Consider the following 20,708-nt stretch of genomic DNA (forward strand, 5'->3'; position numbering starts at 1 on the left):
GAGGGCGAAGTTCCGCTGATGTGGATCATAAGCTTGCTGCTGGTGCTGGGCAGCGTGTTCTTCGTCGCGGCGGAATACTCGATTGTTAGCGCTCGCCGGAGCCGGGTGGATGCGCTGGCGAAGCGTGGAAACAAGCGAGCGAAGGACCTTGCGAAGGAGCTCGACAACGTCTCCAGCTATGTCGCGGGAAGCCAAATCGGCATCACGATGATCAGCATCGGCGTTGGTTCGATCACCGAGCCGTTCGTCACCGATCTCTTGACCGAAACCTTCGGCAAGCTCACCTTCTTGCGCGACGCCATCGGTCCGCAAGCCACGAAGACGCTGGGGTATGCGATCTCCTTCTTTCTGGTGTCGTTCGTCCTCGTGGTCGTGGGCGAGCTTTGCCCGAAGTATTACGCCCTTCGGCGAGCCGAGGAAGTGGCCCTAATTACGTTCCGGCCGCTCCGATTTTTGTCCATCCTTCTAAGGCCGATTATCTGGCTCGCCCAAAGCACGGCGGGGCTCATTCTTCGGCTGGCCAAGATCGATATCCATGCTCACGAGGATGAATCGATTCCGAAGGAAGAGCTCCTGATGCTGGTGCAGACCGGCGGGAATGCCGGGGTGCTCGACAAGACGCACGCCGATATGGTCACGCGGGCGTTGCGGCTCGACGTCTTGGACGCGCGCGACATCATGATCCACCGGCTCGATATCAAGTGGCTGGATGTGGACCTCAATAAGCAGGAGCTCTTCGCACGCCTGCGTCAGATACCGTTCACCCGGCTCCCGGTTTGCCGCGGGGACATCGACGATATGGTGGGCCTTGCCTATCTTCATGACATCGTGAAGTACATGGACGACCGCGACTTTTCGCTTGCCAAAGTCGTGCGTCCGATGGTCGCCATTCCCGAAAACCTCTCGATGGAGAAAATCGTGGAGACGATGCGTACCGAGAAGACGCAGATGCTCATCGTCATGGACGAATACGGCGGCACGAGCGGTCTCGTCACCTTGGAGGACGTGGTCGAAGAGGTTTTTGGCGAGCTCGAGGACCGTCTGGAGAGCGAGCGGCCTCCGATCGAGCAACTGCCCGGAAACCGAGTTTCGGCGCGGGCGGACATCCGGTTCGACGAGCTGGTGTCCCGTCTAAGTTTGCCGATCGACCCGGGGGAGAACACCGACACGCTCGCGACGATCATGATCGACGCTCTCGAACGCGTGCCGAGGCCGGGAGACAGCGTGAAGACCAATCTCGGCCTGATGCGGGTGGAGAACATGGCCAGGCGGCGGATCACCCGCGTCTCCATCCAGCTCGCCCCCGAGCTGATCCAGCCGGCCGAAGAAGAATAATCCCATGCCCTCCATCGCCGAGATCCGCTCCTGGTTTCCCACGCTGACCGACGACTTTGCGTTCTTGGAGAACGCGGGAGGTTCTCAGGTGCCGGCGGTGGTTGCGGACGGAGTCCGGGACTACATGCTCTCGAGCTACGTGCAGCTCGGCGCCGGGTACGAGCAGTCGAAGAGGGCGACCGCGGTCAATGAAGCCGCCCATGCATTCATCGAGACGTTCGTAAACGCGGAAGGGGTTGGCCGGGTCATTCTTGGACCCTCGACCACGGCTCTCACTACGATTCTCGCCGCTTCTTACGGGGAAACGCTGAGACCGGGCGACGAAATCGTCATCGCGGAGACGAACCATGAAGCGAATGCCGGACCCTGGGCGCGGTTGGAACGGTACGGCGCCAAAATTCGGATTTGGAAAGTCGACCCGACGACCTACGAGTGTCCCCTCTCGGCTCTGGAGGAGATGCTGAACGAGCGGACGCGGATCGTGGCGCTCCCCCACGTGTCAAACCTTCTGGGCCACGTGGTGGATGTCAAAGCAGTTACCGAGGCGGCCCACCGGGTGGGAGCGAGGGTCATCGCCGACGGAGTCGCTTACGCCCCTCACCGAGCGATCGACGTGGCGGAGTGGGGCGTCGATTGGTACGTGTACTCGACCTACAAGGTGTTCGGGCCGCATATGGCGGCGCTGTTCGGCCGCCACGACGCGCTCGCCGAGCTGACCGGTCCTAACCACTTTTTCATCCCGACCTCGTCGATCCCCTACACATTTGAGCTGGGAGGCGCGTCGCATGAGGGATGCGCCGGGCTCCTGGCGGTTCAACCCTTTCTCCGCTTCTTAGCGGGCCGGGAATCTGACGATCGCGAGACGGTGGTGAAGGCTTTCGATGAGATCGAGAGGTTGGAGCTGCCGCTGCAGTACCGAGTCATGAATTACTTGCGGGAAAAACCGGGGGTGACAATCGTCGGGCCCGGGAAACCGGACCGGTCTTGCGTCGGCACCATCAGCTTCGTGAGCGACCGGGTCGCGAGCGACGCGGTCTCGGCCCACACCGACTCGCGCGGCGTCGGCATTCGCCACGGGCACATGTACGCCTATCGGCTTTGCCAATCTTTGGGAATCCCTACCGATCCCGGCGTGGTCCGGATCAGTCTCCTTCACTACAACACCGACGCCGAGCTCGATCGGCTTTTCGCCGCCCTCGACGAAGTACTTTGACCAACACGGTGTGATACGATGACGGCCAGGATTTTCACTTGAGCGAAGTCACTCCACCGCCACCCATCGCCGTTCCGGAGCCGCCCCAATTCTATGAGGAGCCAACTCCGCTGGGGAAACTGCCGTTTCCTCCGTTCGTGAAAGTACTCGCGGCGGTTACCGCAATCGCTTTCGTGTTCGGCCTGGTTCGGGCGCCGGCCGCCATCGGAAGAGGAATCGCCTACGAACGGGTAGGGCGATTAGAGCAGGCCAAGCGTTTTGACGAAGCGGTGAAACAGCTCGAGCCGATTTTGGAGAAATATCCAACGGCGGAGGAGGTTCGGATCGACCTCATTCGAGATTACATCGGCGCGGATCGACTAGAGGACGCGGCTAAGACTCTCGATTGGTTCAGCGGCAGGCAGATCACCAACGAGCAGAAGGACACGCTCGACGGATTGGAAAAGGCGCTGATCGACAGAGCCAAGGCTGAAAACCCCGACGGATTCAGCGAGGCTGGGAAAGCATGATTCCGGGATTCATTATCACTTGGTTGACCTTCCCGGGAGTCATCGTCCACGAGCTGGCCCATGCCCTCTTCTGTCGACTCTTTGGATTGGATATCTATGCGGTCCAATATTTCCAGTTCAGCACGGGATTCGGGCAACCGGCGGGTTATGTCATCCATCGCCGGGCGAAACATGCGTGGCAGGACACCCTTGTCGGCATCGGGCCATTTTTCGTTAACACGATTTTGGGAGCGGTCATTGCGGCGCCCGCGGCAATCCCGGTTCTGAAGTTCCATGGTGGCGACGTCCTCGATTGGCTGCTCATGTGGCTGGGGGTTTCCATCGCTATGCACTCGTTTCCGAGCACCGGGGACGCCGCCTCGATATGGTCATCCGTCACCGACAAAGAGACGCCGATTTGGACGAAGGCGTTGGGAATTCCAATCGTCGGCGTTATCTACCTTGGCGCACTGGCCTCGATTTTCTGGCTCGACCTCCTCTACGGGGTCGCGGTTGCCGGCTTCCTTCCTGGGCTGCTCGTGAACCTGCTGGCTTAGCGCTGCAGGGTTCCATCGATTAGGCGCCAGATACCCCGCGGATTTCCGTCCTGAAGCTCCGCCGGCAAGAACCGGTTCGGCAGGTTCTGGAAAGCGACCGGGCGGACGAAGCGGAAAATCGCCGCGGTGCCTACGCTCGTCGATCGAGAATCGGTGGTGGCCGGATACGGTCCGCCATGCTGCATCGACGGGCATACCTCGACTCCGGTAGGGAATCCGTCGACCACGACCCGGCCCGCGATTCCGGCGAGAACCGGAAGGAGGGCGGCCAGCGATTCGTCGTCGGCGTCGGACCGGTGAACGGAGGCGGTCAATTGACCGTGAAGCGCTTGGGCAACCGCCACTAGCTCGTCGAAGTCTTGGCAGCGCACCGCAATCGCGCCGGGCCCGAATAACTCCTCCGCCAGCTCCGGACGCTGGAGAAAGTGCTCGGCGGAAGTGGAAAAAAGAGCGGGGGCGGCTCGATTCTCGTTGAAAAAGAGCGCGGTCAGCGAGGAGTGTTGCGACCAGGCGGCGACCCCTTGGTCGTACCGCTCGCAGATCGCATCGGTGAGCATTGTGCCGGGGGCAACTTCGCCGAGCTTGGCGGCCACGCTCCAAAGCATCGATTCGAATGCCTCTCCATCGATGCCGATCAAGATGCCGGGGTTGGTGCAGAACTGCCCGACCCCCATGACCAGCGAGTCCGCGTACCCTTTCGAGATCGCTTCGCCTCTCTCCGCAAGTGCGCCGGGGAGGACGAACAGAGGGTTGACGCTTCCCATCTCGGCAAAGACCGGAATCGGGCGGGGTCGAGCGGCGGCCAGGTTGTAAAGTGCCCGCCCGGCGGTGCGCGAACCGGTAAAAGCTACCGCTTCGATTTCGGGGCGCTCTACCAGCTCCCTCCCGACTTCCGCTCCGCCATGGACGAGGGAGAAGACGCCGTCCGGCATTCCGCTTGCCTCTGCGGCGGCGAGAATCGCCCGCGCCACCATCTCCGAGGTGCCGGGGTGAGCCGGGTGCCCCTTCACGATCACCGGGCATCCGGAGGCGAGCGCACTGGCGGTGTCTCCTCCCGCCACTGAGAAGGCGAGGGGAAAATTCGACGCTCCAAACACGGCCACCGGACCGATGGGCATGAGCATCCGGCGGATGTCGGGCTTGGGAACGGGGGCTCGATCTGGCTGCGCCAAGTCGATTCGCGCGTCGACCCAAGAGCCCTCGCGGATGAGCGCGGCGAACATTCGAAGCTGGCCGCAGGTCCGGCCGCGCTCACCGGTTAGCCGCGCGAGCGGCAATCCCGATTCGGCATGGGCTCGCTCGATCAGGGGATCTCCGAGCCGCTCGATCCCCGACGCGATCGCTTCCAAAAACGACGCTCTGGCCTCCGAAGTTAAGGAAGCGTAGACCGGAAACGCGGCGGCGGCTTTCCGCGCTGCTTCCGCGACTTCCTCCGGGGTGGCAAAGATGAACTCGGGCTCCAGCGGGCGGCCATCCTGGCGCGCGGACGCTCGGATTCGCTCCGCCCCATCCGCGGACGGCGAGGAGCCGATGAAGTTGCTACCGGAAAGTGAAACGTCAAGCATATCGATCGGGAGAAAGGAGGTTCAGGGCAATGGAAGGGGTGTCGTTCGCCGCGAGCTCGGCGACCAGTTTCCCACTGATGGGACCCAGACTCATCCCCATCATGGCGTGTCCCGTGGCCACGATGAGATTTCGGTATCTCTTCGGTCTTCCGATGTACGGCAGACCGTCCGGAGAACAGGGGCGCAGTCCGGTCCAAACCGGCGACTTTTCAAGGCTTCCGGGGGTGAAGTTTGGGTAGTAGCGGGGGATGCTACTTCGAATCCCCTCGACTCTCGCGGGATTCTGGCGAAGTCCGGGAGGACCAAGTTCCATAGTCCCGACGAAACGCACTCCGTCGGTCATCGGCGTCACCGCGATGCGGGCTTCGACGAGGATCGCAGGCAGCGACGGCGTTTCCGGAGGATTGGCGACGGTCAACCCGTACCCTTTACCGGCCAGCATCGGCAATCGCAATCCGAGCTTGCGGGCGACCTGGCCCGACCAAGCGCCGGTGGCAAGAACGAACTCGTCCGCCTCAACACCGCCGGCGGCTTGGATGTGGTTATCCGCAGTGCGAAAATCGTCTCCGGCGAGGCCGTCCCGGATTTCGCCGCCGGCCGCCAGGATGCGCCCGCGCATTTCCCGCATGAACGTGGCCGGAGTGAGGTGGGCGTCGTCCAAGAAATGGACGCCCCCGGCCACCTCCATCCATACATTTGGTTCGACCGCCGCTACTCCTTGTCCATCGAGCACCACTGCCTTCAACCCCAGTTTGTTTGCGTCCTCGGCCAAGCGGGCTTCCGCGTCAAGCGCTTTCGCGGTCTGGCAGAGCATTAGGAGTCCACGCTCTTCGTACCCAACTTCCGGGGCCATTCCCACGACCAGCTCTTCGTAAATGGCGCGGCTCGCCAGGTTGAGATCGCGCAAGAGCGGGGCGCTCCGGGCGACATGGGCCTGGTTGGAGGCGCGCATGAAGCGTACGGTCCAGTCGAGGGCTTCCAGATTCCATGGCCGGTCAAATCCAAACGGACTGCGGCGGTTGGCCATCATCTTGATCCCCATCGCCATCATCCCGGGGGCGGCGAGCGGGACAAAGTGACTTGGGACGACGATCCCGCCGTTGCCGTATGAGCAGCCGTTGCCGGGTTCGGCATCTCGCTCCAGGATCGTCACTCGAAACCCGCGTCGCAGCATGGCTTCGGCCGCGCATAGACCGATCACGCCCGCCCCGATGACTACGACGTGCTTGCCTGCCATCAGACGCCCATCCCCCAACGGAGGGGGTCTTGGTTGTCGAAATAAAGATCCGTTTGAGCGGTAATGAAGGCTCTGCCCACGACTGTCGGGATAACCCCGCCTTCAACCGCCTCGACCTTGCCCCTGAACACGGAGCCGGTGACGCTCTCCTGGGAGTACCACTCCCCTTCCTTCAATTTCCCAGCCGAGTAGAGACAAGCGAGCTTGGCGCTCGTGCCGGTACCGCAGGGTGACCGGTCATATGCGCCGCCGGGGCATAGAACAAAGTTTCTGGAATCCGAATTGGCCCCGGTCGGCTCGCCGAAGAGCTCGATGTGGTCGATCTCCGCCCCATCCGCTCCGGTGATCCCCTCGCGCTCCAGTGCGCGACGGATTCGCCAGCAGATGTCCGTCAACTCCGCCGACCGGTCCAGCTCGATTTCGAAATGAGGCTCGTGCACGATGTAGAACCAGTTCCCCCCGTAGCCTACGTCCCCCACGACCGAGCCGAGACCCGGGACGTCAATGCGGACGCCGGCCAGGTGACGGTAACTCACGACGTTCCGGATCGACACTTCCCCATTTTCGAGCAGCTCGGCAGACACCGTCCCCACCGGGGTATCGATCTTCACCTCACCAGGCTGGACGCGTTGCTGCAGTCGAAGCGTTTCGACTACCCCAATCGTACCGTGACCGCACATCCCTAGGTAGCCGACATTGTTGAAAAACACGACGCCCACCGTCGAGCCCTCGTTCACCGGTTTGGTCAGGATCGCTCCGACGAGCACATCGTTGCCTCGAGGCTCGTTCACGATCCCTGCCCGCAGGTGATCGAACCGGCGGGCAAAATCGTCCCGCCGATCGCCCATCGTCTCGCCAGCCAGCGGGATCCCGCCTTCGAGGACGACCCGCGTCGGTTCGCCGCCGGTGTGGGAATCGATGACGGCGATTCTCAACGTTTCCGCGTGGGGGAGGCTCATCGGCTGGAAGCCGATGCTACGGCAGTGGGAACCTTTGGTCGCTCGGCCAGTCCCTTTCGGATGATTCCGAGCACACGTTCCCGCGCCGCACCGGTGAGCGGAAGGCGTGGCGAACGCACGTGCTCCGCGCCGAGCCCGACCTCTTGGATCGCCAGTTTGATGTTCTGTACGAACTTCGTTCCGACATCGAGGTGGAGCAGCGGGGTGTACCAGCGGTAGATTTCGCGCGCTTTCTCCCACTCGCCGGCCATCATCAAGTCCCATAGATACTGGTTCTCGGCGGGGAACGCGAGGCCGATTCCCGCGATCCAGCCAGTCGCGCCGAGCATTGCGCACTCGAGAGCCAAATCGTCGACGCCCGCGAAGATTACGTAGCGGTCGCCCACCGCGTTGATGATATCGGTGATTCGGCGAACGTCGCCGGACGACTCTTTGATCGCCACCAGATTCCGCTCCTCGGCCAGCTCCGCGAACATCTCCGAATCGACGTCGGCATGGTAGCTGATCGGGTTGTTGTAGACGATCAGAGGGAGCGAGGTCCCGCGTGCGATCGTCCGATAGTGCGCGAGCGTTTCGTCGCGGTCCGGCCGGAACGCCATCGCCGGCATCACCATCGCCCCTTGGGCTCCCAGATCTTCCAACTCACGAACCCACGCGAGCCCGGCTGTGGTGCTCAGCTCGGCCACTCCGCTCAAGACCGGAACCCGGCCGGCCGACGCCGAAAGGGCGGTCCGAATGACCTCGCGCTTCTCTTCCAGCGTCAACGAAACGTTCTCGCCGAGCGACCCCAACATCACGAGGCCAGAGACGCCGGAGTCGATCAGCACCTCCAAGTGGCGGGCGGTCGCATCTAGGTCGAGGCTCAGGTCGCGGTGAAACTGAGTGGTCGCTGCGGGGAAGACCCCTTTCCAATTAACGTTCATGGTCGTAAGTCGTGGCATGGGCGAGTCGCCCGGAAGAACTAAACGGCTCGGCCGTCAGGGATGAGAATTCACCACCATTTTAAGCATAAATCGTTTAACATTCAAGTGTCTTTATGCAGAACCTTCTCCCGCGGCGTCTCACGCCGGTTTTTCTCGGTGTTCTCTCCCTATCCGTAGCCCTTGCCGGCAGCGGCAAACCACCGGCGTCGGAGATTCGCGAATCGTACAGGCGAGCGAACGGCCTGCGTCAACTGTACAACTCGAACGCCTACAAGCTGAGTATCGACCCTCACTGGTACGCGGATGGAACCCGTTTCTGGTACCGGAACGACTTACGCGAGGGGAAAAAGGAATTCATCGGGGTTCTTGCGGAGTCCGGCCAGCGGGGGCCCGCTTTCGATCACGAACGCCTTGCCGCCGCCCTTGGCAAGACTCTCAATAAGCCGGTCGACCCCGCCAAGCTTCCATTTTCGGAAATCGCGTTCGAAGGGGATCTTCTCCGGTTCGATGCCGATGGGAAAGGGTGGAAATGCAAACTGAGCGACTACACCCTCGAAGAAACCACGCCCAAGCCTCGAGCGCGCCCGCCTCGCTCGGAGCCATGGAATCAGGACCTTCACCCCGCGTCGCTGAGAGAATATGAATCGAAGGACGGGAAATGGGTCGCTCAGATCGAGGGATTCAACGTCATGGTTTGGCCCAAGGGGGGCGCCAAGAGTCAGATTACGAAGAGCGGAGCGGCCGACGGCTACTTTGCGCGTCTCTGGTGGACCCCGGACGATAAGCGGATCGTCGCCGTTCGCGTCCATCCCGGTGATCGACGTCTCGTCGATCTGATCGAGTCGTCGCCGGCTCAAGGGGGACGTGCCGTCCATACCGCGCGGGTCTACGATTTGCCCGGAGACAAGGTCGACACCTTCGACATTTGGATCCTCGATCCCGAGAAGAACGAAGCGAAACAGATCTCGGCCGACCCAGTGGATTACGGCGACCTTCCCAGTCCGGATTGGGAGCGAGATGGCCGGCACTTTACTTATGAAAAGATGGACCGAGGATATGGCCGCTGGCGGCTGATCGAGGTCGACTCGGTCACCGGCGAGTCCAAGGCGCTGCTCGACGACCATCCCAGCACGTTTGTGGATTCGACCAGCCAGTTCATCTGGTACGCCAAGAAGTCCGACGAAATCGTGTGGCGATCCGAGCGTGACGGCTGGGGACATCTCTATTTGCTGGACGACAAGCGAGAGCTTCACCGGATCACAAGCGGTCCCTGGGTGGTGCGCACGGTCGAAAAGGTGGATGAGGTGGCCCGCACGATTCTCTTCACCGCCAGCGGTCGAGAAGCCGGCGAGGACCCGTATTTCATTCGCTGGTATCGAGTGAATTTCGACGGCACCGGCCTCGTCGACCTCACGCCGGAGCATGGAAACCACGTGGCGCGTCTCTCGCCGAAAGCGGATTACCTCATCGATTCAGTGTCAACCGTGGATTCCCCGCCCGTTCACGAGCTTCGCCGGACGTCGGACGGAAAGCTCCTGGCCACCCTCGAGCAAGGCGATATCAGAGATTTGAAGGCGAAGGGGTTCCGCGCGCCGGAGCCGTTCGTGGCGAAGGGACGGGATGGCAAAACCGACATCTATGGCATCGTCTACCGACCATCGAACTTCAATCCGCGCAAGCGATATCCGGTGATTGAGAACATCTACGCCGGGCCGCAAGATTCGTTCGTACCGAAGAGCTTCGCCTCGTGGCGCAGCATGGCTTCTCTCGCCGAGCTCGGATTCATCGTCGTTCAGATCGACGGCATGGGTACCCGCAATCGAGGGAAAGCATTCCACGACGTCTGCTACAAGAATCTCGCCGATGCCGGATTCCCGGACCGGATCCTCTGGATGACCGCCCTTGCCGCGAAATATCCGTCGGTCGACATCTCAAGGGTCGGCGTGTACGGAACGTCGGCAGGCGGGCAAAACTCCACCGGCGCGGTGCTGTTTCATCCGGAGTTCTACAAGGTCGCGGTCAGCTCCTGCGGCTGCCACGACAATCGGATGGACAAGATCTGGTGGAACGAACAGTGGATGGGGCTGATGGGACCGCACTACGCCGAGCAGTCGAACATCACCAACGCGGGCAAGCTCAAGGGCAAGCTCCTCCTGTTCGTAGGTGAGCAGGACCACAACGTGCCGCCCGAGTCGACCTATCGCCTCGTCGACGCTCTCATCAAGGCTAATAAGGATTTCGATTTCCTCGTCTTACCGGGCTCCGACCATACCGATGGCGGCGCCTACGGGGAGCGGAAACGGCGCGACTTCTTCGTTCGCAACCTGCTCGGACTAGAGCCGCCGAAGTGGAACGAAGAGGAGAAGCCGTGAGCTCCGACCCGGTTGCCGCGTACGTCAGGCTAGTCCGCACGGCGGAGGCGCTTCACGCCGAGGTGAGCCGGGGACTCGCCGACGAAGGGCTTACCGCCAGCCAATTCTCCACCCTCAAAGTGTTACGGCTGAACGGACCGCTCGCCCAGAAAGACATTGCCACGTACCTTCTGAAGACCGGCGGCAACGTGACGCTCGTGGTGGATAACCTAGAAAAGGCCGGTCTCGTGGGGCGCGAACGGGTCCAGGGGGACCGGCGGATCACGATGGTACGGATCACTCCCGCCGGAGAGGAATTGTTCGACCGGGTCTATCCGCCACATCTCCAGCGAATCGCCGTCGCAATGAGCGGATTGGGAAACGAGGATCTTTCTTCGTTGCTCGCGTTGCTTAACGAGTTGTACACGACGGTCGCGGATCCGATCTGCCTACCGGTTCGGGACGCCCAAGTCCGGAGGGCAGGATGATCGGCGTTGTCGCTCTCGTTGCGCTGTCGCAGACCGTCTCCGCTCCGCCTGCGGCGATGCACGCCGACCCGTTCTACGCAAAGTGCGTCTTCACCCGGGGGCTCCCGATCATGGCTTCCAAGAATGTATCGGACGCGGCATTGGTCCAGGCAGCAGGCCTTGCGGCACACATGTTGCAAGGGGTCCGAGCGGATGCGATCGTCGCGATGCACGAGAACCACATTCGCATCGCCATTATCGGTGCCCATGAGCAGACGACCGACATTCCCGAGTATCGCGACCTAAACACCCGTTTCCCCGGCACCGACTGGAACAAGCGGACACGCGGCGTCGGCGCAACCTCCGAGATCCCGGTGATCAGCGGCGCGGAGGAAAACCTGCTCGCTCTGCCCGGCGACCGATACAAGGGCGAGTGCATTTTCATCCACGAATTCGGCCACACCATCGCCGACATGGGAGTCGCCTCCGTCGATAAGAGTTTCTTGCCTTCTTTGCGAAAGGCCTATCGTCAAGCGGTGGCCGAGGGGCTTTGGAAGAAAACGTACGCCTCAAGCAACGAGAGCGAATATTGGGCGGAAGGGGTGCAGGACTACTTCGACTGCAACGCCCACGTGACTCCGCCTAACGGAATCCACAACGAGATCTGGACGCGGCGGCAGCTCGCGGCGTACGATCCGCGTCTGTACACGCTGCTTCGCCGAGTCTTCGGCGAATACCCCTGGCGCTGGTCGCCACCCACCTCGAGTTGACGGCGAACCCTCGTCGACGCGGGTCGATTTACTCGACGACATGCAGGTCGACCGGGTCGAGGTGGCGGGAGCGATTGCTCCCCGTTCCCTTCCGGTCTCGATGCAGCCAGACGTAGAAGGTCGGTACCAAGAACCAGGTCAGCGGACGGGAGAAGGCGATGCCGCCGATAACGACGGCGGCCAAGGGGCGCTCCACCGTTGCGCCGATGCCGGAGGTCATCAAGAAAGGAATCAAGGCGAGCACGCCGATGAGGGCGCTCAAGATTTCCGGACGCAATCTCTCCGTCGCCCCGAACGATGCCGATTCCGCGGCGGAGTATCCGGCCCGGCGCCAGCGATTGATCGATGAAACCATGATCGTGCTGTTTTGAACCTCGGTGCCGAAATTCGCGATGTATCCGATGATCGCCGGCACCGAGATCGGCAAGCCTAATGCGATCAGCAGAACGGTCCCGCCGATGATCGCCAGCGGAATCGCGGTCAACACCACCAACGAGTCGCGCATCGACCCAAAACAGGCGTAAACGAGGACGAAGATGAGGAGCAACGAGCCGGGCACCGCCCAGTACAGAGTCTCGAGCGCATGCTGCAACTCCTCGACCGCTCCGCCGAACTCGACGCTGTAACCGGGCGGCATGACGACGTTCTTCGCGATCAACGCCTTCGCATCGGCGACGATCGCGCCGACCGAACGCCCTTGCACGTCGGCCTTGACGGCGACGTGCCGCTTTGCATCCATGCGCCCGATCTCGGAGAGACCTTGGTGAACCTGAATCGTCGCCAACTCGCTTAGAGGAATTTTCAGCCCGGACGATGCGGGAACCAAGAGGTTGCCGATCGCTTGGGCGTTGTTCCGGTACTGAGGCATCATGCGCACCTGAATGTCGAAGTGCTTTTCGCCTTCGTAAAAGGTGCTCGCGGCCGTGCCCGCGACGGCGGATTGCACGACGTTCATCACATCCGCGACATTGATTCCATACCGGGCGATCGCGGCGCGATTCGGAACGATGTCCAGATCGTCGATGCCCGCCACGTCTTCGACCGCCACATCCGTCGCTCCATTCACCTTTCGGAGTTGGTTCGCGATTTCGTTCGCCTTGGCGAGCAAGACGTTCGTGTCGTCGCCCTTCACGAATATCGCAATCGGAGTGTTGAAGCCGGAAATGAGCTCGTCGTTGCGCATTTCCAGCTCTTGGGAGAATTCAAGCTGGACGCCGGCAAACTGATTGAGGGCAGACCGAAGCTGTTGCTCCAACTCGGATTTGCTGTGAGCGCCAACCCAGTCCGCCGGCGGCTTTAGCGGGATGGAGATCTCGCAGTTGCTAACTTGCTCGGGGTCCCCGCCCAGCGATGCACGGCCCACGTAGCAGATAGCGTGCTCGACGTTGGGATTCTTTAGGATGACGGCCTGCATTTTCCCGGCCAGCTTCGTCGCTTCATCCAAGGAAATGCTGGTCGGAAGGGTGGCGCGAACCCGAAAATTGTTTTCGTCGAGGCTGGGAAGGAATTCCGATCCGGTGATGGAAAAGAGAAAAACGCTGAAGACGGTTAAGAGCAGCCAGATGACCGTAATTCGGCGGGGCTTTCGGATCGACTTGTCTAACGAACGCTCGTAGTGCGACCGCATCCACTGCACGAGCTTGTTCGCCGGCTCGGGGTGGCCGCCCTTGAGCAGGACCAGGCAGAGTGCCGGCGTTACGACGAACGCCATGATCACGGAGCCGACCATCGAGAAAATGATCGACAAGGCAAGCGGGACGAACAGCCGTCCTTCGATCCCTCTGAGCGCGAGCAGCGGGATAAACGCAGCGATGACGATCAGGATTGCGAACAGGACCGGGCGGCCCGTCTGCACGACTCCTCGCAGTACGACCGAGTCGAGAGTTTCGCCCTCTTTCCAGGTCTCGCTGACGTTGCGATAGATATTTTCGGTGACGACGATGCTCGCGTCGATCATCATTCCGATGCTGATGGCGAGTCCGCCGAGCGAGAGCAGGTTCGCGGAAATCCCCGCCCGCCACATCAAGATGAATGCGGCCAACATGCAGATCGGCACCGCAAGCGCGGCGATCGTCGCCGCTCGCAGGTTGCTCAGCATAAGAAAGAGGATCAAGATCACGAGGATCTCTCCCGCGATCAAGGCGTCCCTTACCGTATCGATGCTGTGCTTGATCAGGATCGACTGGTCGTAGAGCGGCACCACGGTGACGTCGGCCGGCAGATCTTTCTTCAGGGAGGCCAGCCGTTCCTTCACGCGCTGGATGACGTCCGACGTATTCGAGCCGAGTCGCAGCACCACGATGCCGGACACCACTTCGCCCTTGGCATCTTCGCTGACCGATCCTTGCCGCTCTTCCGGTCCGATCTGGACCGTTCCAAGGTTCTTGACGAAAGTCGGAGTTCCATTTTTCGCGGCAACGACGATGTTGCCGATATCGTCCGCGGATTCCAGCATTCCGATGCCGCGAACGATGTACTGCTGGCCTCCGTGCTGAACGTAGTTGCCGCCGGTGTTCTGATTGTTCTTGCCGATCGCCCCGATAACGTCGTCGAGACTCAGGCCATGCGCTTTGAGCCGGTCCGGGTCGACCATCACCTGGTACTGCTTGACCTCACCGCCGAAGGAAAGACAATCCGCGACGCCGGGGACCGCTTTCAGCGCGGGCGTGACGGTCCAGTCTTGAAGCGTTCGAAGCTCCATGTTCGAACGGCTCGGGCTTTTGACCGCATAGATGTAGATCTGGCCCGTTCCCGTATCGTTCGGACCCATCGACGGGGTGATGCCGGCCGGCATACTGACATCGCCGAGCGATTGGAAAACCTGGTCGCGCGCCCAATAGATATCCGCGTCGTCCTCGAAGTAGACGGTCACCACCGAGACGCCGAACTTGGACTCCGACTTGATCTTGGTAGCCTTCGGTATCCCCTGGAGGCCGACCTCGAGTGGATGGGTGACGAGCTTTTCGACTTCTTCGCTGGCAAGCCCGGGCGCGCTGGTGTCGACCTCGACGCGAACCGGCGTGATGTCGGGAAACGCGTCGATGTTCAGACTCCGCATCGCCAAGATGCCGACGACCACCAGAAGCACCCCGCACGCCAGCGACAAGAACCGCTGCTTGACGACCCCCTCGAGGAAGCGCTCGATCATTAGGCGCCGCTCTTCCCGCTTTCGAGTTGCTCTTGAGCCTTCAATAGAAGAACGTTGCCGCCGACCACCACCTGGTCACCGGGCGAGAGCCCGCTCACGATCGGCGTCTTTCCTCCCACCGGCGCCCCTACCCGAACCGTGCGCTTCATAAACTCGCCGGTTGCCACGCGGAGGTAGACGACTTGTTTGTCTCCATCCTGCATCACCGCGTCGGAAGGGACCGACAGAGAACGGATTTGGTGGCTGCTCCCGATCGATACCGTCGCAAACATGCCCGGGCGGAGAAGCCAGCCCGGATTGTTTAGGATGGTCCGGACCAAAATCGTACGGGTATCCGGACTCACCTCGTGGGCCACGAACTGCACCCTTCCGGTGAACGACCTCATCGGGTAGGCCGGAACGTGGATCTTCACCGAATCGCCGATGGCGACTCCCTGGATGTCGCTTTCGTACACTTGGGCGTCGATGTATATCCGGTCAAGGTTCACGAGCCGGGCAAGCACCGTGGTTGAGTCCACGTTCTGACCCACCACCATGCTCCGCGCCGCCACGAATCCGTCGATGGGCGAGACGATTGGAATCACCATGCGCCCACCGGCAGAGGATCCCCCGGGCCGCACGCCGTATAGCTTGAGCGTGTTCGCCGCTCCTTGAACCGCGATCCGCGCCTCGTCGAAAGTGTCTTGCGCCGCTTGCAGCGCTTGCGAAATGGGTATTCCCGACTTACGAACGGTCAGCGCCCGCCGGTACTGGGTATGGGCGAGCTGCTGAGCGACGAGGTCGTTCTGGTAGGTGTGCTCGTCTTGCTGAACCTTGCTTTGCGCCGCCTGTAAGGAGGAGGCCCCGTTTAAGTTCTTGTTGAAAATCGACTCTTGGCGGGTCAATTCCTCGCGGGCTAGCCGCTCCGCGGTTTTGGCTTGCGTGTCGCCCGCGCGCGCCGAGTTATAGGCGGTCTCCGCGTCTTCCAGTTGTTGCCGGGAGTAGACCCCTCCGTTGTACAGGGTCACCGCGCGGTCGTAATTCGACTTGGTGGAGTGCAGGGTGGTGTCCGCCTGACTTGCCGCGGATTGTGCCTGGGAGTAGGCGTTTTGGGCGTCTTCTAACGGTTTCCGAGTGATCTCGCCCATTGCCACGAGCTGCTTGGTGCTGGTGAGAGCGAGCTTGTCAACTTTGATCTGGGCTTCGTCGCTGGCGACCGCGGCATCGGCGGCCACGGAAGCTTTCCGGGCGTCTTCCACAGGCTGTTCGCTGATCGAGCCATAGCCGGCGAGCTTCTTCTGTTGAGCAAGCTGGTTGCGCGCCAGGTTAGCGTGAGAGACCGCCGTTTGATACGCCGCCTCCGCGGTTGCCAGATCGACGCTGTCGACGTGCGCGATAACTTCCCCTTTGTGGACGCGATCTCCGACTCCGATCGTGGCGTCCGTGATCTTTCCCGGAAGTCTGGAGGTGATCTGAACGGCGCCGGTATCGGTAGCGGCGACTTCGCCCGTGGGCTGCATCGACCCGCTAAGCGCGTCGGTGGAAGCGGTCACCACGGTGATGCCGGCAAGCTGAACGGATTGCGGATCCAGGGAAACCGCCGTCCGGTCGCCCAACTTCACAAGCTTGGGCGCCGGAGACTCCTCCTTCTTCTCTGCCGGCAGCTCTCGCGAGCCGCATCCGCCGAGGGCCGAAGCAAATGCGCAGGCGACGAGGCCCTTTAGAAATGGTTTTGTTTGTTTCGACTGCATTGGCGGCACGCCTTACTTGTTTGCGGTTTTTGGAAGCTCGCCGGTGGCGGCCAGGATCTCGTCCTGAGCTTTGAAAACCGCGAGCAAACTGTTGATGTAGCCCACCCGGGCATTTCGAATCGTGGACTCGGCGTCGATCACCGGCAGAATGCCGGTCGCGCCCTGTTTGTATCCGAGCTGCGCCATTTCCAGCAGCGTCAGGGAAGGTTCGAGAATCTCCTTCCGGTACTCCGCGGCTGCCTGAACGGCGATGTCGAGGTCGGAGTACGCCTGCGCCACCTGCTGCTGTATTTGCTGGCGCGTCTGTTGTTGAAGCGCTTCGTTTTGTTTCCGCGTTTCCTTCGCGGCCCGGATGGAATGGCGAATACTTCCGAAGTCGAAGAGCGGCAAGCTCGCGCCGAAGATGAGGGTGTCGAACGACTCCCTCGTGGAGCGTTGATAGTCGATCGTGAGGTCGGGGAAGCGGGCTCTTTCGGCTTGCCGAACGGCGTAATCGGATGCCCGAGTCTGCTCGGCCGCCGATTTCAACAGTGGTCGGTTGGCCAGAGCCTGAGCTTGAAGTTCCTCTAGAGGAGGGACCGGCGAAGGCGGTACGGCCGCAAAGTCTCCGAGATCCACGCTCAGCACCTCGGGGGTGGAGGGGTCCCGGGCAAGTAAGGTGTTCAGAGCGATGAGCGCCGTTTTTTCCGCGCCCCGAGCGGTAAAGACGGCCTGTTTGGCATTGGCGACGTCGATCGAGGAGCGCACGACGTCGCCCCGAGGCGACGAACCGGCTTTTTCTTGGGTCACCGTTAGCTCGTGTACGCGTTGAGCTTCCGCCAGGCCCACGTCGGCGATTCGGGTTTGCGCCTGCGCCGCGGCCAGAGACCAATACGCGTCCCGGATTTGCTGCTCCAACGTCAGCAGCGTTTCTTGAAACGTGTATCGGGTCGCTCGGAACTGCGCATTGGCGCCGGCCGCCTGGTAACGCTTTTGACCGCTCAGATCGAAGGTGTCTCCGATATCGATGAACGTGTCGTTGTTGGTTCCGTTGAGGGTGGGGGCCGTGCTCGTGCCTTGAACGTGGGAGCCGCTCAAGGTTATCGGCGACATCGCGCCGATAGATCGGTAGTTCGCATAGGCCGACGCTACGCCCGCTTTCCCGGCGGCGACCTGCGGATTCTGAGCCAGCCCGATCTTGACCGCTTCCTCCGGGCTTAGGGGAGGGTCGGCAGCAAAGGCATGTGCGCTGAGCGCAATCGTCGTCAGTATCGCCGGCAAAATCGATGCCGGACGTCTCATGTCGAAAGAGGTCGACGCTAGTGCCATTTCGCGGAACCTGTAGCCGCGGAAACTATACCCCCCCATGGTTATTTAAAATCAATTCTCGATCTGAATTCCGTCAAGCTTTCGGGGCGAGGCTATAGTAAGTTCCTGAAAACGCCTGAGGTCAATAGACCTAGGTCTGCGAAATCCCCACCGGAGATCGCGTCGTATAGGGACCCTCCTGAATGGAAGAGCGACCAGAGAGCTTGGAGAGGAAACGCGCGCGCGACTGGGCCGTACCCTACGTGGTCTTCGGCTTGGGCTTACTCGTCACGCTCCTCATTTGGCAGGGGGCCCACAACGTCGCCGAGGCTAGCGACAAGCTGCGGTTTCAAAATTCCGTTCAGCGGGCTCGGAATTCCATACGGAATCAGATCGAACATGAGGTCGCCTTTCTACGAACGACGGCGGCGATGTTCAGCACCCAGGGGAATATCGACCGGAAACGTTTTCACGACTATTACCAGACGATCGGCGAAGAAGGGCTCTTACAGGGAATCCCCGCTTTAGGCTTCAGCTATCGCATACCGGCCGGAGAGCGAGACCGGGTGATCGCCCGTATGCGCGCAGAGGGGCAAGCCGGCTTTAAGATCTTTCCCCCCGGCGGTGAAGAGCACGCGATCCTCTACCTGGAACCGGAGGACGAGCGAAATCGGCGGGCGATCGGCATGAATATGCACCAGTATTCGGCCGAGCGGCGCGAGGCGATGGATAAAGCCAGGGACACCGGCAAAGAAGCCATGACCAGCGTGGTTCGCCTGATCCAGGACACCGGCCTAGCCCCTCAACCGGGATTCAACGTCTATTTCCCGGTTTACCGTCATGGGAATCCGAACACCGTAGAACTCCGCCGCCAGCAGTTGAGCGGTTTTATCTACAGCCCGTTTCGAGCCAAGGATCTCTTCGATTCCGTTCACAAAGCGGAGGAAGATCTCGATATCGGTTTCGCTATTTACGACGATGCGAAGGAGACCCCCGACCATCTCCTTTACTCAGACTTACTATCCAGGGCGACGACGCCGACGCAGTTCGATACCCAAGAGATGGCTGGACACCAGTGGGGCATCCGCTACGCGGCGCTTCCGGCATTCCAGGAAGGTTCCAATCAAGGGATCGTCAACTGGATTCCCATTGTTGGGTTATGCATCTCGTCCCTGCTGGCGACCCTCTCAATGGCCCAGGCCCGCACGAATCGGGAAATGGCGAAAGCGGCGGAAACGATCCACCGGAGGGAGTTCCAGCAGCGTCTGCTCGCCCATGCGGGGGCGTTGCTGACGGAGTCGCTCGACGTCGATCGCACGCTCGCTGGGGTGGCCAACCTCGCCGTTCCTTCCTTCGCCGACTGGTGCTCGGTCGATATGCTAGAGCCCGATGGAAGCATACGGCGGGTCGCGGTTGCCCACACCGACCCGGCAAAGCTGCAATGGGCGGCCGAGCTCCAAAAGAAATATCCACCCGACCCAAACGGGCTCACCGGTGTGCCGAACGTCTTGCGAACCGGGAAGGCTGAGCTCTACTCGCACGTCCCCGCCGCAATGCTGGAAAATGCGATGCGCGACGAGGAGACCCGGGAGATCGTCCGGCGGCTCCAACTATCTTCCTTTATTGTCGTCCCGATGAAGGCACGCGACCGGACGCTTGGCGCCATCTCCTTCGTCTGGGCGGAATCGGGGAATCACTACGATCGGGACGACCTCATGCTCGCCGAAGAGATCGGCGTTCGCGCCGGCCTCGCGGTCGACAACGCCCAGCTCTTCGAAAACCTCGAGGAGCTCGTCCGCGAGCGGACGACCGAGTTGGAGGCTTCGAACAAGGAGCTTGAGGCGTTCTGCTATTCCGTCTCACACGACCTCCGCGCTCCTCTGCGAAGCGTCGATGGCTTCAGCAAAGCGGTCATCGACGACTACGGCCATAACTTAGACCGAGAGGCGATTGGATATCTGGAGCGGGTTCGCGCCGCCGCTCGCCGCATGGACGAGCTAATCACCGCCCTCCTGAACCTCTCGCGTCTCACGCGGGCCGAGATCCACCGGCAGGTGGTCGACGCATCCGAAATCGCCGCAAGCGCCGCGGCGGACGTCTTGGGCCAAGACCCCGGCAAGTTCCAAGTCAGAATTCAGCCCGGCATAGAGCTCAACGGCGATCCGCGCATGGTGCATATCATCTTCGACAACCTCATCGCGAATGCGATGAAGTTCAGCTCCCGCGCCGAGCACCCACTAATCGAGATCGGAATGAAAGATGGGGCGGTATTCGTCCGCGATAACGGAGTCGGCTTCAACCCGGAATACGGCAACAAACTCTTCAGCCCGTTCGAGCGCCTCCACTCCCCCACCGAATTCCCCGGCTCCGGCATCGGCCTCGCCACCGTCCAGAGAATCGTCGCCCGCCACGGCGGCAAAGTCTGGGCCGAGGGAGAGGAAGGAAAAGGGGCGACGTTCTGGTTTACGTTGGGGGGATAGGCGTTGGGCGTTTGGCGCTAGGGATGTGGACTGTGGCGTGTGGCTTGTGGACTGAGGGGGAAGATTGTCTTGGGCGCTAGGCGTGAAGCGCAGAGCGTGAAGGAAAGGGTAATGCATCAAGCTCTCAACGCCTCAACGCCTCAACGCCTCAACGCCTCAACGCCTCAACGCCTCAACGCCTCAACGCCTCAACGCCTC

At 61.4% G+C, this 20,708-nt stretch carries 15 protein-coding genes; 8 read left to right on the plus strand and 7 right to left on the minus strand.

The genetic code is table 11. The features are described 5' to 3' along the window. Window positions 1-18: 18 nt before the first annotated feature. From OP10G_RS04080 to OP10G_RS04095, 4 genes are read left to right on the plus strand one after another with little or no spacing between them, the layout of a single operon-like run. Window positions 19-1,335, plus strand: coding sequence for a hemolysin family protein (locus OP10G_RS04080; protein WP_025227155.1), 1,317 nt, complete (start codon window positions 19-21; stop codon window positions 1,333-1,335). A 4-nt stretch (window positions 1,336-1,339) separates the two neighbouring features. Then, window positions 1,340-2,548 (plus strand): cysteine desulfurase-like protein, encoded by a 1,209-nt coding sequence (locus tag OP10G_RS04085; RefSeq protein WP_025227154.1) that lies wholly within the window; start codon window positions 1,340-1,342, stop codon window positions 2,546-2,548. A 38-nt stretch (window positions 2,549-2,586) separates the two neighbouring features. After that, window positions 2,587-3,057 (plus strand): tetratricopeptide repeat protein, encoded by a 471-nt coding sequence (locus OP10G_RS04090; RefSeq protein ID WP_025227153.1) that lies wholly within the window; start codon window positions 2,587-2,589, stop codon window positions 3,055-3,057. Continuing rightward, window positions 3,054-3,593, plus strand: coding sequence for a metalloprotease family protein (locus OP10G_RS04095; RefSeq protein ID WP_025227152.1), 540 nt, complete (start codon window positions 3,054-3,056; stop codon window positions 3,591-3,593). The genes OP10G_RS04090 and OP10G_RS04095 overlap by 4 nt, the downstream gene beginning before the upstream one ends. Here OP10G_RS04095 and OP10G_RS04100 read toward each other — a convergent pair. Genes OP10G_RS04100 through OP10G_RS26120 form a run of 4 tightly spaced genes read right to left on the minus strand, consistent with a single transcriptional unit; the run spans window position 3,590 to window position 8,277 of the window. Next, the gene (locus OP10G_RS04100; RefSeq protein WP_025227151.1) at window positions 3,590-5,158 is read right to left on the minus strand and encodes an aldehyde dehydrogenase (NADP(+)); all 1,569 of its coding nucleotides are present in this window, start codon (window positions 5,156-5,158) and stop codon (window positions 3,590-3,592) included. The genes OP10G_RS04095 and OP10G_RS04100 overlap by 4 nt on opposite strands. Next, complete coding sequence (locus OP10G_RS04105) at window positions 5,151-6,395, minus strand: NAD(P)/FAD-dependent oxidoreductase (protein ID WP_025227150.1); 1,245 nt, start codon at window positions 6,393-6,395, stop codon at window positions 5,151-5,153. The genes OP10G_RS04100 and OP10G_RS04105 overlap by 8 nt, the downstream gene beginning before the upstream one ends. Then, complete coding sequence (locus tag OP10G_RS04110; RefSeq protein ID WP_038472506.1) at window positions 6,395-7,354, minus strand: proline racemase family protein; 960 nt, start codon at window positions 7,352-7,354, stop codon at window positions 6,395-6,397. Before OP10G_RS04110 ends, OP10G_RS04105 begins: the two co-directional genes overlap by 1 nt. Beyond that, window positions 7,351-8,277, minus strand: a complete 927-nt coding sequence (locus OP10G_RS26120; RefSeq protein ID WP_025227148.1) for a dihydrodipicolinate synthase family protein — start codon at window positions 8,275-8,277, stop codon at window positions 7,351-7,353. Before OP10G_RS26120 ends, OP10G_RS04110 begins: the two co-directional genes overlap by 4 nt. Window positions 8,278-8,390: 113 nt before the next feature. On the opposite strand from OP10G_RS26120, the gene OP10G_RS04120 reads away from it, so the two are divergent. From OP10G_RS04120 to OP10G_RS04130, 3 genes are read left to right on the plus strand one after another with little or no spacing between them, the layout of a single operon-like run. Continuing rightward, on the plus strand, window positions 8,391-10,649 hold the full coding sequence (locus tag OP10G_RS04120) for a S9 family peptidase (protein WP_025227147.1): 2,259 nt from the start codon (window positions 8,391-8,393) through the stop codon (window positions 10,647-10,649). Then, window positions 10,625-11,116 carry a MarR family winged helix-turn-helix transcriptional regulator gene (locus tag OP10G_RS04125; protein ID WP_084178802.1) on the plus strand — a complete coding sequence of 164 codons (492 nt, stop codon included), beginning with the start codon at window positions 10,625-10,627 and terminating at the stop codon, window positions 11,114-11,116. The genes OP10G_RS04120 and OP10G_RS04125 overlap by 25 nt, the downstream gene beginning before the upstream one ends. Beyond that, window positions 11,113-11,865 (plus strand): hypothetical protein, encoded by a 753-nt coding sequence (locus OP10G_RS04130; protein ID WP_025227145.1) that lies wholly within the window; start codon window positions 11,113-11,115, stop codon window positions 11,863-11,865. Before OP10G_RS04125 ends, OP10G_RS04130 begins: the two co-directional genes overlap by 4 nt. 28 nt (window positions 11,866-11,893) lie before the next feature. On the opposite strand, the gene OP10G_RS04135 is transcribed toward OP10G_RS04130, so the two are convergent. The 3 genes from OP10G_RS04135 to OP10G_RS04145 are packed head-to-tail and all read right to left on the minus strand — an operon-like array spanning window position 11,894 to window position 18,024. Then, window positions 11,894-15,013, minus strand: a complete 3,120-nt coding sequence (locus OP10G_RS04135) for an efflux RND transporter permease subunit (protein WP_025227144.1) — start codon at window positions 15,011-15,013, stop codon at window positions 11,894-11,896. Then, a complete protein-coding gene (locus tag OP10G_RS04140; RefSeq protein WP_025227143.1) occupies window positions 15,013-16,743 on the minus strand; it encodes an efflux RND transporter periplasmic adaptor subunit in 1,731 nt (576 codons plus the stop codon). The genes OP10G_RS04135 and OP10G_RS04140 overlap by 1 nt, the downstream gene beginning before the upstream one ends. A gap of 12 nt (window positions 16,744-16,755) precedes the next feature. Further along, on the minus strand, window positions 16,756-18,024 hold the full coding sequence (locus tag OP10G_RS04145) for a TolC family protein (protein WP_025227142.1): 1,269 nt from the start codon (window positions 18,022-18,024) through the stop codon (window positions 16,756-16,758). A gap of 209 nt (window positions 18,025-18,233) precedes the next feature. Here OP10G_RS04145 and OP10G_RS23950 point away from each other — a divergent pair, with 209 nt between their 5' ends. Then, the gene (locus OP10G_RS23950) at window positions 18,234-20,510 is read left to right on the plus strand and encodes a CHASE domain-containing protein (RefSeq protein WP_025227141.1); all 2,277 of its coding nucleotides are present in this window, start codon (window positions 18,234-18,236) and stop codon (window positions 20,508-20,510) included. Window positions 20,511-20,708 lie beyond the last annotated feature (198 nt).

It is taken from the genome of Fimbriimonas ginsengisoli Gsoil 348, assembly GCF_000724625.1.
Classification (GTDB): domain Bacteria; phylum Armatimonadota; class Fimbriimonadia; order Fimbriimonadales; family Fimbriimonadaceae; genus Fimbriimonas; species Fimbriimonas ginsengisoli.

Bases quoted from the DNA above. Each gene is read 5' to 3' on its own strand.
- OP10G_RS04080 (WP_025227155.1), top strand. From the start codon at position 19: ATGTGGATCATAAGCTTGCTGCTGGTGCTGGGCAGCGTGTTCTTCGTC.
- OP10G_RS04085 (WP_025227154.1), top strand. From the start codon at position 1,340: ATGCCCTCCATCGCCGAGATCCGCTCCTGGTTTCCCACGCTGACCGAC.
- OP10G_RS04095 (WP_025227152.1), top strand. From the start codon at position 3,054: ATGATTCCGGGATTCATTATCACTTGGTTGACCTTCCCGGGAGTCATC.
- OP10G_RS04100 (WP_025227151.1), bottom strand. From the start codon at position 5,158: ATGCTTGACGTTTCACTTTCCGGTAGCAACTTCATCGGCTCCTCGCCG.
- OP10G_RS04105 (WP_025227150.1), bottom strand. From the start codon at position 6,395: ATGGCAGGCAAGCACGTCGTAGTCATCGGGGCGGGCGTGATCGGTCTA.
- OP10G_RS04110 (WP_038472506.1), bottom strand. From the start codon at position 7,354: ATGAGCCTCCCCCACGCGGAAACGTTGAGAATCGCCGTCATCGATTCC.
- OP10G_RS26120 (WP_025227148.1), bottom strand. From the start codon at position 8,277: ATGAACGTTAATTGGAAAGGGGTCTTCCCCGCAGCGACCACTCAGTTT.
- OP10G_RS04120 (WP_025227147.1), top strand. From the start codon at position 8,391: ATGCAGAACCTTCTCCCGCGGCGTCTCACGCCGGTTTTTCTCGGTGTT.
- OP10G_RS04130 (WP_025227145.1), top strand. From the start codon at position 11,113: ATGATCGGCGTTGTCGCTCTCGTTGCGCTGTCGCAGACCGTCTCCGCT.
- OP10G_RS04135 (WP_025227144.1), bottom strand. From the start codon at position 15,013: ATGATCGAGCGCTTCCTCGAGGGGGTCGTCAAGCAGCGGTTCTTGTCG.
- OP10G_RS04140 (WP_025227143.1), bottom strand. From the start codon at position 16,743: ATGCAGTCGAAACAAACAAAACCATTTCTAAAGGGCCTCGTCGCCTGC.
- OP10G_RS04145 (WP_025227142.1), bottom strand. From the start codon at position 18,024: ATGAGACGTCCGGCATCGATTTTGCCGGCGATACTGACGACGATTGCG.
- OP10G_RS23950 (WP_025227141.1), top strand. From the start codon at position 18,234: ATGGAAGAGCGACCAGAGAGCTTGGAGAGGAAACGCGCGCGCGACTGG.